The sequence below is a fragment of the Amycolatopsis thailandensis genome (assembly GCF_042723255.1).
In the GTDB taxonomy this organism is placed as follows: Bacteria; Actinomycetota; Actinomycetes; order Mycobacteriales; family Pseudonocardiaceae; genus Amycolatopsis; species Amycolatopsis thailandensis.
Genome location: NZ_JBHXJK010000038.1, coordinates 1 through 12,575 on the forward strand (window position 1 = coordinate 1; position 12,575 = coordinate 12,575).

Sequence of the window (12,575 nt, forward strand, 5' to 3'; positions counted from 1 at the left end):
GCATTGGGGACGCTCAACGTCCCCAATGCCACATTGGGGGCACGTCTGAGTTGTCCACAGTGGGGCTGATGTGGCGAGTTGTCCACAGGCGGCGCGGAAAGGGCTGGCGGCTGCTGGGTGCAGCCGCCGATGATCTTAGGGTGCGAACTGGCGAGTGGGCTCGCGATCATGAGGCCCTTTACAAGCTGAGCCGCGATGGGGTGATCACCGTTGCGCGGCTCGTCGAAGTCGGTGTCCCGAAGAGGACCTGCTATCGGCGCTGTCGGCCGGGGCAGCCCTGGCAGCGGTTGTTGCCCGGAGTGGTGCTGCTCTCCTCAGGACAGCCGACTCGCGGACAAGCGGTCGAAGGCGCCCTGCTCTACGGCGGTTCGGAGGCGATCGTCACCGGAATTGAAGCCTGCCGTCGGCAAGGGTTGCGGGGGCCGAAGACCACGGCCGACCGGATTCATCTGCTGGTGCCCGCCGGTTGTCAGGTCAGCAGCGCCGGATACGTGCTCGTGGAGCGGACCACACGGATGCCCCGGCCGGTCACCGTGGACGGAGTGGCCATGGCTCCGCTCGTCCGGGCGGCCCTCGACGAGTGTCGCCGCTTCACCACACTGGATCCGATTAGGGCGTTGCTGACCGAAGCGGTTCAGCGCGGCGGGCTGAATCCCGAGGACCTCATCCAGGAACTCGAAGCAGGCAGTAGCCGAGGCAGTGCGCTTTCTCGCGAGGTTCTGGGTGACGTCCTGCGAGGAGCACGGTCGGTCGCGGAGATCGACGCGATGAACGTGTGGCGGCTCTCGGGCTTGCCCGAACCGAGTTGGAACCGGCCCCTGCGGACAGAGAACGGCGAGTACATCGGTACACCGGATGGCTACTTCCGGAAGGTCCTCCTCGCGTGGGAGATCGACTCGTACGACTTCCATTTCGGTAAGCAGCAGTACGCCGCGACTCTGGCGCGGAACGGCAGGTACACCGCCGCCGGGATCGCGGTGCTCCAGACACTGCCCAGCCGATTGCGCACGGAACCGAAGCGGGTCGCCGCTGAACTCGTGGCCGCGTACAACGCCGCCGGGGCTCGGCTGGGTGTTGGGTAAATCGGTGGTCCACGGCCGAGATGTCTCGCTATCTTCCGGTGACACACCGGGGAGGGGCGATGAGAAGGAAGAGTCCGCAAGAGAAGAAGCGGCTGAGCTACGCCAAGGATCGTCGTGAGCGGCACGGTGAGAACGACAAGTCCTCACGCAAGAACATCCCGCGCCACAAGCGGCGCGTGAACCGGGCGAACCGGCATCGTGAGCAGCAGGTGCTCAACGGTGCGCTCGGCTCGGTGGCCGTCGACAGCGCGGCGGTCGCCGAGGAACGCCTGCTCAAGACCCCGCCCCATCGGTGGCGGAAATGGCCGGGTGCCACGCTCGGCACGCTCGTCCAGGGCAAGCTGGCCATGAAGAGCGAGCGAACGGAATTCGAGGCCGGAACCCTGTCGCCGCTCGACGACGACGAGCTGCGCGGGCTGCTGACTTCCGCGGTTCACCTCTTGTCGGCCAGGAAGGCCGCGCTCATCCACCTGATGTGCCACACCGGTCTTCGTGTGAGCGAGGTTTCCGCGCTGGAGTTGCGGGACGTGTCCGCCGAGGCGGTCACCGTGCGCGGAAGGCGGCGACGGACCGTTCCGCTTCCGGTCGAGCTTCGCCCGTTGCTGGACTCTTATCTTCGCGTGCGTGCCGAGCGGCCCGGTGCCGCCGAGAATCCGGCGTTCTTCGTCACCGTCTTCGGCTGTCGCGTGCCACCCGCGTCGGTCAACGGCCTCGTGACCACTTTCGCGATCATGATCGGACTTCCGGGAGTCTCCGCTCGGACCCTGCGCAAGACGTACGCCGTCAACCTTCTCCGAGCTGGGGTCGACCTCGACGAAGCCGCCGAGTTGCTCGGTCACGCATCGCCTGAAGCCACCCGGGCCTACCTTGCTCGCTGACCGATAGGTCGGATGTATCTGCCGCTTTACGGGTGAGCAGGCTGGCCAAAGCTGGTCTATTTCTGGAAACATGCCGGTCGCCAGGGCTTGATCTACGGTAAACGTAGTATGAATCTGGAGGCGACCCATGGGCGGGCTGTCCAGGCGATCGATGCTGAAGGCTGCCGCGGGGACCGCCGCGCTGGGTGGTTTGTGGGCCCAAGGGGCCACGCCGGCGCAGGCGTCCGGGGACGTCCACCGCAGTGTGGTCGACGACGCGCACATGGTCTGGAAGCGCATGCCGAAGGGCTGGCAGGAGGGGCCGTTCCTCGCCAACGGCTTCCTCGGCGTCCAGTTCTACGCGGGCGCGCAGCCGAACGTCCTCAAGGTGATGCTCAGTCACTCCCGGGTCCAGGACCAGCGGGGACAGTGGGAAGCCGGTATCGGGTACTCGCGGCTCCCGATCGGCTACCTCACCCTCACCTTCGCGGGCGCGATCACGGCGGTGGACTGGCGGCTCGACCTGTACAACGCCGAACTCGGCGGCACGATCACGACCACCCAGGGGACGGTGCGGTTCTCCGCACTGGTCCACAACGACCAGGATCTCCTCCTCGTCTCGCTCACGGGGGACGCGGCGGCGGGCTGGGGGTTCACGCCGCTCAAGTCGGCGACGACAAGGACGATCCGCAAACCGCCCGAGTACACGGCCAATCCCGATCCGAAGTTCGCCAGTGCGGGCGCGGTCCAGTACTGCGAGCAGCCGCTGCACGCGGGCGGCGGGTACGCGACAGCGTGGCGTGAGCGGACCATCGGCACGCGGCGGCTTCTGGCGGCGACGGTCGCGTACGGGTTTCCCGAACCGACTCACACCGCCGAAGCGATCAGCAGGGTCCACCGGGCGTCGGCGACGAACCCGGACAGGCTCGTCGCCGGCCATCGGCGCTGGTGGAACGCCTTCTACCGGCGCAGTTTCGTGTCCATTCCGGACAAGCGGATCCAGCGGTTCTACTGGATCCAGCTGTACAAGACCGCTTGCGCCACCCGCAGCGGCGGCCCGGTCGTCGCCGAATGGGGGCCGTGGTTCCCCGAGGTCGGCAACAGCTGGACGGCGGTGTGGTGGAACCTCAACGTCCAGGTCACGTACCCGATCGTCAACAGCAGCAACCATCCCGAACTCGACGCCGTCACGGCGACCTTCCGCCGCGACCACGCCAACCTCGAACTCTCGGTTCCTCCCGGCTATCGGGACGGCGACACGTACGCCCTTTCGCATCCGGGTGACTGGCGGCTGCGGCCCGGCGGCACCCGCGCGGTCGGGATTCCCGGCCCGGCCACGAAGAACGACCAGACCGGCAACCTGATCTGGGGCCTGCACAACGTCTGGCTCGCGTACCGGCACAGCATGGACGTCCGCGTCCTGCGCGACGTCCTGTATCCGACGCTCGCCAAGGCGCTCAACTACTACCGCCACTTCCTCGCCGCCGGACCGGACGGGCGGCTGCACTTGCCGATGACAAGGTCGCCCGAGTACGCGGACGCGGCCGACTGCACGTACGACCTGTCGCTCATCCGCTGGGCCGCGCGCATCCTCGTCGAATCCGCGGCCAAGCTGCGCATCGACGACCCGAGAGTGCCCGCGTGGCGCGAGATCGGCGAGAAACTGGTGCCATACCACCAGGATCCCGTTCAGGGTGTGCTGATCGGCGACGGTGTCCCGCTGGCCGAATCACACCGGCACTTCTCGCATCTGCTCTGGCTCTATCCGCTGCGCGAGAAGCTCTGGGATCGTCCCGGCGACCGGGACGTCATGCGCCGTACTTTCGCGCACTGGTCGAGTGCCGAGGACAAATGGCACGGCTACAGCTTCGCGGCCGCGTCGTCGATGAGTTCCGTGATGGACGCGCCCGAGGAAGCGTTGCGTTACCTGAAGATCTTCCTCGATGGGACGGTCGTGGCCGACACTCAGCTCACGCCGAACACGATGTACCGCGAAGGCGCGAACCTCGCGATCGAGAGTCCTATCACCGCCGCGCAGTCCATTGTGGACATGCTCCTTCAGGGTGATCACGGTGTCCTCAAGGTCTTCCCGTCGGTTTCGGCGACATGGCCGGACGCGTCCTTCGAAAGCTTGCGCGCGGAAGGTGCCTTCCTCGTGGACGCGTCCCGCAGGAACGGTGTGACCGAATGGATCCGTATCCGTAGCGAAGCGGGGGAGCCGCTCACGCTTCAACACGGGATCCCGGGTGACATCGACGTTCGTGACGGCTGCGGGCGAAGGCTTCCTTGGCGGGCCGAAGGGCCGGGCACGATCTCGATTCCGCTCGGCCGCGGCGGGACGGCCGTCGTCTCGCGGCGCGGTGCGCGTCCGGACCTGGGGCCGCGCGACGTGCCCGGCGATCGCGGAACTCCGGCATGGGGACTCGGCCAGGAGGTCCGATGACGGACATCACGCGCAGGACGATGCTCGGCGGCGCGCTGGCGGGCGTGGCGGCGGCCGGGTTCGCGCCGTCCGCCTCGGCGGCGGAGATCGACAGCGGCCTCGACTGGCCGGGCTTTCTCGCCTCCGCGGACCTGGTGTGGCGGAAGATGCCGAAGACCTGGTTTGAAGGTCCCTTCCTCGGCAACGGTTTCCTCGGCTCGGGCATCTACGCCGAACCGGGCAGGAACGCCGTCCGGTTCAACGTCCAGCACAGCGAGGTTCAGGATCATCGGCCCGAATTCGGTTCCCTGTTCGGGCTCGCGCGCTTGCCGATCGGCCATTTCACCCTCGAACCGGTCGGCGCAATCACCGGGATCGACTGGCGGATGGATCTCTGGAACGCCGAACTCCGGGGCATGATCACCACGGCCGCGGGCAGTCTCTCGGTACGCGCGATCATCCACACGGGACAGTCGCTGCTGGCCGTCGAGATCGAGCCGACCGAGGGCGAACGCGGCTTCGGCTGGGTCTTCCATCCGGCCGAGGCGGTGAGCCCGAGAACGGACCCGAAGTTCGGGAAGCCGCCGCCCGCCGGCTACGTCGCCAACCCGCCCGCGACACTGGAAAACAGTGGTGACAGCAGGCTTTCCGTGCAGAGCCTGCTGGCGGGCGGCGAGCACGTCACGGCGTGGCGCGAGGTCGTCAGGGGATCGAAACGGACGCTGTACACGTCCGTGGCCTGGTCTCACCCGAGGAAGACGGCCGCGCGAGAGGCGCTGAAGACCGTCCGGCGTGCCGGGTCGTTCGACGTCCTCGCGATCGAACATCGCCGTTGGTGGCACGACTACTATCGGCGAAGCTTTCTGTCCATTCCGGACACCCGGCTCCAGGGTTTCCACTGGATCCAGCTGTACAAAGTCGCCTCGGCCGCCCGCGCGGAAGCACCCGTGATGGCGACCTGCGGGCCGTGGCTCGAACCGACTCCATGGCCGGCGACGTGGTGGAACCTCAATGTCCAGCTGGAGTACTGGCTCATCCACGGCTCGAACCACCTGGAGCTGGACGCTGTCAGTCACGCGCTCGGCAGGTACCGCGCGAACCTGTCGAACCAGGTCGCCGAGCCGTACCAGCACGATTCCGCGGGAATCCCGCGCACGACCGACATGACCCTGCTCAACGGCGCGGCCGGGACGAACTCCGGTTTCCCGGTCGGAATCCCCGGCAAGGAGACGCCGACGCCGGAAGTCGGCAATCTCACCTGGGCGCTGCACAACGTCTGGTTGTCCTACCGGCACACGATGGACGGGCGGCTGCTGCGGGACACGCTGTTCCCGTTGCTGCGCAAGGCGATCAACTACTACCTGCACTTCCTCGTCCCCGGCTCCGACGGGAAACTGCACCTGCCGTCGACTTTCTCTCCGGAGTACGGCGTCAACGCGCCCGACTGCACCTACGACCTCGCGCTGATCCGCTGGGGCTGCAAGACACTGCTGGAGTCGGCCGCCGAACTGCGGATCGAAGACCCGCTGGCACGGCGGTGGCGGGAGGTCTTGGCCACGCTGGTCCCGTATCCGGTCGACGCCGACGGTTACATGATCGGCGCCGGTGTGCCGTTCGCGAAGTCGCATCGGCACTATTCGCATCTGCTCCAGATCTACCCGCTGTACGAGATCACCTGGGAGCGGCCGGAACACCGGCGGATCATCGAAACCTCGCTCGACCACTGGGTGGGCTTCGAGGGCGCGCTGCAGGGCTACACGTTCACCGGTGCCGCGTCGATGTCGGCGCAGATGCTGCGTGGCGAGAAGGCGGAGTTCTACCTCGGGGAGTTGCAGCGGCGCTACATCCAACCGAACACGATGTACAAGGAATCCGGTCCGGTCATCGAGACGCCGCTCTCGGCGGCCCAGTCGCTGCACGACATGCTCGTCCAGAGCTGGGGCGGCGTCATCCGGCTGTTCCCGGCCGTGCCCGCCAAGTGGGCGGACGCCGCGCTGCGCGACTTCCGGACGCAGGGCGCGTTCCTGCTCAGCGCCTCACGGCAGGGGGGAAAGACGCGCTGGGTCAAGGTCGCCAGCGAGGCGGGGGCGCCTTGTGTGCTGCGGACGGACCTCGACGGCGAGCTGACCGTCCGCGATCGGTGGGGAAGGCCGAAACGCTGGCGGCGGCTGCCGAACGGCGACGTCCGGATCGACCTGCGCCGTGGCGAAGAGGCCGTCGTGCACCGCGCGGGCGACCGGCCCGACCTCGAGATCCGGCCTGTTCCTGCCAATGGGGACGCCACGCCGTGGGGGATGCCGTGACTCGTCCGTGGTGATACGCGAGAGTAGCCCCTGTACTTCCTTTGGATGACAGGAGCGCAGATGTCCCAGCCGCCGCAGCCGGGCGAACCCGAAGGTCAGGTGCCCGGTTCCGGGACTCCGCAGGGGCAGCCCTACCAGCAGCCGTATCCGCAGTCCTATCCGCAGCAGCAGGGCTGGTACGGCCCGCCGCAGCCGCCGCCGTCGAACAAGACGGGACTCTGGGTCGGCCTGGGGGTGCTGGGGCTGGTCGTGGTGGTCGCCGTCGTGGCGATCACCGGTTTCGTGACGCCGGGATTCTTCCTGTCGGACTCGAAGAGCGATGGCGCGGTGGCGTCGCCGTCTTCGTCATCGGCTCCGACGTCGAGCATGCCGGAAACTGCCCCGTCGAGCTCGGTGCGGATCCCCGCGGACCGGGTTCCGGTACCGAAGCGCACCACGCCGCTGGCGGATCCGAGCGAATGCGCGTACCCGGCGAGTACCCGCGGCGAGGTGCCGAAGAAGGCGACTCCGCCTGCGTCGGGGCCGACCCCGGCGTCCGGCACGACGGCGGTCACGATCAAGACGACCGTCGGCGACATCGGGCTGACCCTGGACAGCGCGCTCGCGCCGTGCACCGTGGCGAACTTCCTGTCGCTGGCGCGGCAGGGGTACTACGACAGCACCCCGTGCCACCGGCTCGCGACGTCGGGGTTGCAGATGCTCCAGTGCGGCGACCCGGCGGGCACCGGCACGGGCGGGCCGGGATACACGGTCCCGGACGAGCTTTTCCCGGAGATCAAGTACGGCCGCGGGATCCTCGCCATGGCCAAGACCCAGGCGCCGAACTCGGGCGGCAGCCAGTTCTTCATGGTTTTCGGTGACGCGGAACTGCCGCCGGAGTACACGGTGTTCGGAAGTATCTCGGACGCGGGTCTCCAGGTGCTGGACAAGGTCGCGCGGGGCGGGGTGGACGAGTCCCAGGGCGTCGGGGACGGGACGGGGGCGCCGCGGATCCCGGTGACGTTCCAGTCGGTGGCGATCGGCTGAGCCGGCTGCTATGAACGGACCGTTCATAGCGTCGCTCCACGCAGCCCCTCGCGAGGCTGAGCGATAGGCTGAAGACATGGAGTTCGTGGTCGCCGAAGACGAGGTGTGGCTCTCCGCGTTCGGCGTTCTCCCGCACACCGAGGCGGTGTCAGGTGATCATCTGGTGCGGGAGGTGCGACTTCCCCTCTCCGAGTCCGAAGAACTCCACGTCACCTGGGACCTGACCGCGTGGAGCGTCCGCGTCCAGTATTCGCGGGCGTCGGACGTCATTGTCGACGTCTACCGCGAACAGGTGAGCCTTGTGACGATCGACGACCACAGGTCCGGGCCCGTCCTCGAGGTGGACTACCACGCGGAAGGCGGCCGCGGCCGGATGAGCGTGCGGACTCGGCCGGCTTTCGCCTTGGCTGACACATTCGTGCGAACCTGACCGGCCGTCAGATGCCGAACAAGGCCGAAGCGTTGCCCGAAGAGAACTTCCGACGGTCCACATCGGACGGAAGTTCACCGAGGAAGGCGTCGATCTCCTCCCGCGTCGGCTGCTGAAAAGGATAGTCGGTCGAGAAGAGCAGCCTGTCGGTCGAAGTCACCGACAGGGCGTGCCGCAGCAGCGCCGGGTTGAACATGCCGGACGTGGTGATGAAGAAGTTCGTCCGCAGGTAGTCCGAGACCGGCCGCCGCAAGCCGCCGACACGGGACAGGCTGTCCGCCCGGTCCAGCCAGAACAGCAGCATCTCGCCCCAATGACCGAGCACGACCTGCAAGTCCGGATGCCGGTCGAAGGTGCCCCGCAGGATCAGCCGCAGCGCCGCCGTCGCGGCGTCGAGGTGCCAGCCCCAGCCGAAAGTGGCGAGCGCGAGGTCGGACATGGGGTCGAAGCCGCGGTACGACGCGTCGCGGACGGCGGCCGAGGGCAGCTGGGGATGCAGGAAGACAGGCTGGCGAAGGGCCGCCGCCGTGGCGAAGAAGTCGTCGTAGGCGGGGTCATCGAGGAAACGGTCGCCCGACCGGCCATAGACCATGGTGCCCACGTGCCCGAGATCGGCGGCTCGCTCGAGTTCGCCGGCGACTTCACTCGGCGCCGACATCGGCAACGTGGAGAGGGAGCGGAAGCGCGTCGGGTGGGCGGCGACGGCCGCGGCGGCGACGTCGTTCGCGGTTCGGCTCAGGCGCAGCGCTTCTTCGGCGGGTAGCGACTGGGTTCCCGGTGGTGTCAGGGCAAGGATCGAGACGTCGATGCCCTGTGCGTCCATGGTCGCGATCCGGCCCGCGCCCAAGTCCCGTAGCCGTTCCTGGTGGTCCCCGAGATCGTTGAAGGCGAGGCTTTCGTCGCGGGCTTCAGGCGGAAGACCGTTGAGGGCGTCGGTCAGCTCCGGCAGGATCCAGTGTTCTTCGATCGCGATGAGCGTCATTTCCTCACCTTTTCCGTCGCGTTCAAGCAGGGGATCGCCGCGATGACGGCGAGTACGGCGATGGTGATCGCCATCGGCACCGCGGAATGCCCGTCGCCCACGCTGACGAGCGGCGAGACGACGGCCGCGAGCCCGAACTGTGTCGCGCCGAGGACGGCCGAACCGGTTCCGGCGGCTCCGGGGACCGCGTCCAGGGCGATCGCCGTGGCGGGCCCGAGGATGAAACCCAGCGCCGAGACCGCGAAGAAGATCGGCACCGGCAGCAAAGCGACGCTGATCGGCAGCAACGCCATGGCGAGCAACACGGCCGAGGCGGCGACGAGCCAGAGGACACCGCCGGTGAGCACGCGGCGCGGTTCGGCGCGGTGCAGCAGCCGTGACGCCGCCGCGCTGCTCAGCACCAGGCCGAGCGCGTTGAGCGCGAACATCAGGCCGTAGCCGACGGCGCTCATCCCGATGACCGACTGGTACAGGAAAGGCGACGCGGAGATGTAGGCCATCAGCACGCCGAACGAGAAGACGAGCGTGAGCGTGGGGGACAGGTACGCGCGGCTCCGAAGTGCCCGGAACCCGCCATTGCCGGAGGTGCCCCTCCGTTCCCGGGGCAGGCTTTCCCGCACCATCACGGCGGATCCGGCGAGCATGGCGACGGCCAGTCCGACCAGGACGCCGAGAATTCCGCGCCAGTGGATCGCGTCGACCAGCAGGCTGCCCAGTAGCGGTGCGACCACCGGCGCCACCCCGCCGACGATCATCATCAAGCTGAACGCGCGGGCGGCGGCCCGGCCGGTGGCCAGGTCGGCGATGACCGCGCGGCCGATGACCATGCCCGCCGCGGCGCTCAGTCCTTGCAGGAGCCGCGCGGCCAGCAGAACGGAGATCGTGGGCGCGAACGCGGCGAGCAGGCTCGCGGCGATGAACACCGCCGAACCGGTGAGCAGCGGTCCGCGCCTGCCCCATCGATCGGACACGGGGCCGAAGATCAGCTGCCCGGCCGCGAGTCCGAGCAGGAACGTCGTGAGGGTCAGCTGGATCGCCGTGTCGCTGGTCTCCAGGTCGACGGCCATCCGCGGGAACGCCGCCAGGTAGAGGTCGATGCCGAACGGGGCGACGCTGGCCAGCAGGGCGAGCACGAGCAGCAAGGGGACCGGGATGGTGCCGCGGGACTGCGTGTCCACCGATGTGTCCACCGATACTCCTATCAGATGATAGCTATCAACTGACAGCAAATGTACCATTGCTTGGTGGACGATGAGCAAACGTCACGGCTGTTCGAACTTGCCGACCTGATCCTGGCGGTGGGCCGTCAGATCCACGCCTCCAAGGAATTCGCGAACAGAGAGTTCGCGTCCGACTCCTGGACGCCGCTGGAAAGCGCCGTGATGCGGTTCATCGACCGGAACCCCGGCACGTCGGCCCGCGCCGCGGCCGAGGCCACCCAGTTGATCTCCAGCAACTTCAGCAGGGCGGTGCGCGGGCTGGAGAAGAAAGGCCTCGTGCACCGCGAAACCGACCAGGACGACGCCCGGCGGATCCGGCTCTATCCCACCGCCCGCGCGCACGAGAACCTGCGGCAGCTCCGCGAGATCTGGAGCGGGCTGCTCGACGGCATCGTGTCCGACCCGGACGAGATCGAGGCCGTGACCTCGATTCTCCGGCGGATCGAAACGCAGCTCACCGCCAAATCCCTGGCCGCTTCGGACACCACCGGGAAGTCTGGCTAGCGATCAGGGCAGGGACACGTCGACCCGCAGACCGCCGTCCTCACCGGGTACGGCGGATACCCGGCCGTGGTGCGCGAGAGCGATCGAGCGCACGATGGACAGTCCGAGTCCGGCTCCGTCGCGGTGGTTCGTGCGATCGGCGGTGAGGCGGCGGAACGGCTGGAACAGCGTGTCGACCGATTCGGCGGGCACGCGCTCGCCGGAGTTGTGCACGCTCAGCGCGGGTTCGTCGCCGACGATCAGTTCGATCCAGCCGTGCGGCTGGTTGTACTTGATCGCGTTGTGGACCAGATTGGCGATCAGCCGTTCCAGCAGGAGCGGGTCGCCGGGCACGGTCCGCTCGGCGATTTCCCGGCGCACGGTGAGTTCGTGCCCGGCCAGTCGCTCGTCGAACTTCGCGAGCACCGAATCCACCAGTTCGTCCAGGCGCACCGGGATCGTGCCGGGCAGTCCCCGGTCGGCCTCCGCCAGCACGAGCAGCCCTTCGATCAGCCGCTCGTTGCGGTCGTTGACCACGAGCAGCTGGGCCGCCAGCCGATGGACCTCTTCGCCGCCACCGGTGACCATCGCGACTTCGGCGAGCGTCCGCTGCACCGCGAGCGGCGTACGCAGCTCGTGCGACGCGTTCGCCGCGAACCGGCGCTGCCCCTCGAAACCGACCGCGACCCGGTCGAGCATGCTGTTCACCGCGACGGCCAGCTCCCGCATTTCGCCGTCGGTCTGCTCGAGCCGCATGCGCTGACCGAGGTTCTGCGGCCCCAGCTGCTCGATGGTCGCGGTGAGATCGGGCAACGGCCGTACCGCCCACGACGCCACCGGGCGCCTGATCAAGATCACGAGCACGGCCGTAGCGATGAGCGGCAGAGTCCACCAGAGCCCGCCCGCCGTGTCGGCGCAGCCGGTGCCCCGCGGGCAGAAGTCGCGGTCCACGAAGGTCCCGAACACCATGCCCGCCGACTTGCCGAGCGGGTAGAGCAGCAGCAGAAGAGCGATGAACGCGCCGAGGAGGACCAGCTCGATCCGGCCGCGCACCGACGCCCGCGACCGCCTCAGGTACCCAGCCGATAGCCCGCGCCGGGCACGGTGTGGATCACCCGCGGCGCCCCGAGTTTCTTCCGCAACGTCATCACCGTGACCCGGACCGTGTTCGTGAACGGGTCGGCGTGCTCGTCCCATGCCTTCTCCAGTAGCTCTTCCGCGCTGACGGCCCGTCCTTCGGCCCGCAGCAACACTTCCAGGACGGCGAACTCCTTGGGAGACAACGGCAACGGCCGCCCGTCCCGTGACGCGAACCGTTTCGCCGGGTCCAGTTCCACCCCGGCCCGGTCGAGCACCGGCGGCAGCGCCGGACGGGCTCTCCTGGCCAGCGCGTGCACCCGGGCGACGAGTTCGGCGAAGGCGAACGGCTTGGTGAGGTAGTCGTCCGCCCCGAGGCCGAGCCCGTCGACGCGATCCCGGATTCCCGCCGCGGCCGTGAGCATCAGGACACGGGTTTCGCCGTCACCTTCGGCGATCCTCCGGCAGACCTCGTCGCCGTGCACCAGCGGGAGGTCGCGATCGAGCAGTACGACGTCGTACCGGTTGACCACGACGCGTTCGAGTGCCGCGTCGCCGTCGTAGCAGACGTCCACCGCCATCCCGAGGTGCCGCAGGCCTTCGGTGATGGAGTCCGCCAGCATCCGCTCGTCTTCGGCCACGAGTACCCGCATCAACCATTCCCCACGTGCCCAGTAGAACGCCGGACGGATA

11 protein-coding genes are annotated in these 12,575 nt (G+C 68.2%); 7 read left to right on the top strand and 4 right to left on the bottom strand.

Annotated features, from left to right (window positions below; genetic code table 11):
* Positions 1-200: 200 nt before the first annotated feature.
* From ACFWMR_RS17320 to ACFWMR_RS17345, 6 genes are all read left to right on the top strand, one after another.
* On the top strand, positions 201-1,082 hold the full coding sequence (locus ACFWMR_RS17320; protein WP_378379048.1) for a hypothetical protein: 882 nt from the start codon (positions 201-203) through the stop codon (positions 1,080-1,082).
* 59 nt (positions 1,083-1,141) lie between these two features.
* On the top strand, positions 1,142-1,960 hold the full coding sequence (locus ACFWMR_RS17325) for a tyrosine-type recombinase/integrase (RefSeq protein WP_378379049.1): 819 nt from the start codon (positions 1,142-1,144) through the stop codon (positions 1,958-1,960).
* A gap of 127 nt (positions 1,961-2,087) precedes the next feature.
* Positions 2,088-4,382 carry a glycosyl hydrolase family 95 catalytic domain-containing protein gene (locus ACFWMR_RS17330; RefSeq protein ID WP_378379050.1) on the top strand — a complete coding sequence of 765 codons (2,295 nt, stop codon included), beginning with the start codon at positions 2,088-2,090 and terminating at the stop codon, positions 4,380-4,382.
* On the top strand, positions 4,379-6,664 hold the full coding sequence (locus ACFWMR_RS17335; protein WP_378379051.1) for a glycosyl hydrolase family 95 catalytic domain-containing protein: 2,286 nt from the start codon (positions 4,379-4,381) through the stop codon (positions 6,662-6,664). Before ACFWMR_RS17330 ends, ACFWMR_RS17335 begins: the two co-directional genes overlap by 4 nt.
* A 60-nt stretch (positions 6,665-6,724) precedes the next feature.
* Positions 6,725-7,690, top strand: a complete 966-nt coding sequence (locus ACFWMR_RS17340; protein ID WP_378379052.1) for a peptidylprolyl isomerase — start codon at positions 6,725-6,727, stop codon at positions 7,688-7,690.
* Between the two features lie 76 nt (positions 7,691-7,766).
* Positions 7,767-8,120 carry a hypothetical protein gene (locus tag ACFWMR_RS17345; protein ID WP_378379053.1) on the top strand — a complete coding sequence of 118 codons (354 nt, stop codon included), beginning with the start codon at positions 7,767-7,769 and terminating at the stop codon, positions 8,118-8,120.
* A gap of 7 nt (positions 8,121-8,127) precedes the next feature.
* Here the strand turns inward: ACFWMR_RS17345 and ACFWMR_RS17350 are convergent, their stop codons facing one another.
* Both ACFWMR_RS17350 and ACFWMR_RS17355 read right to left on the bottom strand, forming a co-directional pair.
* On the bottom strand, positions 8,128-9,102 hold the full coding sequence (locus ACFWMR_RS17350) for an amidohydrolase family protein (protein ID WP_378379054.1): 975 nt from the start codon (positions 9,100-9,102) through the stop codon (positions 8,128-8,130).
* Positions 9,099-10,292 carry a multidrug effflux MFS transporter gene (locus ACFWMR_RS17355; protein ID WP_378379055.1) on the bottom strand — a complete coding sequence of 398 codons (1,194 nt, stop codon included), beginning with the start codon at positions 10,290-10,292 and terminating at the stop codon, positions 9,099-9,101. Before ACFWMR_RS17355 ends, ACFWMR_RS17350 begins: the two co-directional genes overlap by 4 nt.
* Before the next feature lie 54 nt (positions 10,293-10,346).
* Here ACFWMR_RS17355 and ACFWMR_RS17360 point away from each other — a divergent pair, with 54 nt between their 5' ends.
* The gene (locus ACFWMR_RS17360; RefSeq protein WP_378379056.1) at positions 10,347-10,826 is read left to right on the top strand and encodes a MarR family winged helix-turn-helix transcriptional regulator; all 480 of its coding nucleotides are present in this window, start codon (positions 10,347-10,349) and stop codon (positions 10,824-10,826) included.
* A gap of 3 nt (positions 10,827-10,829) precedes the next feature.
* On the opposite strand, the gene ACFWMR_RS17365 is transcribed toward ACFWMR_RS17360, so the two are convergent.
* Both ACFWMR_RS17365 and ACFWMR_RS17370 read right to left on the bottom strand, forming a co-directional pair.
* Complete coding sequence (locus tag ACFWMR_RS17365; protein ID WP_378379057.1) at positions 10,830-11,858, bottom strand: sensor histidine kinase; 1,029 nt, start codon at positions 11,856-11,858, stop codon at positions 10,830-10,832.
* Positions 11,859-11,875: 17 nt separating this feature from the next.
* Entirely contained in the window at positions 11,876-12,535 is a 660-nt protein-coding gene (locus tag ACFWMR_RS17370; RefSeq protein WP_093934368.1) for a response regulator transcription factor, read from the bottom strand.
* Positions 12,536-12,575: the final 40 nt, after the last annotated feature.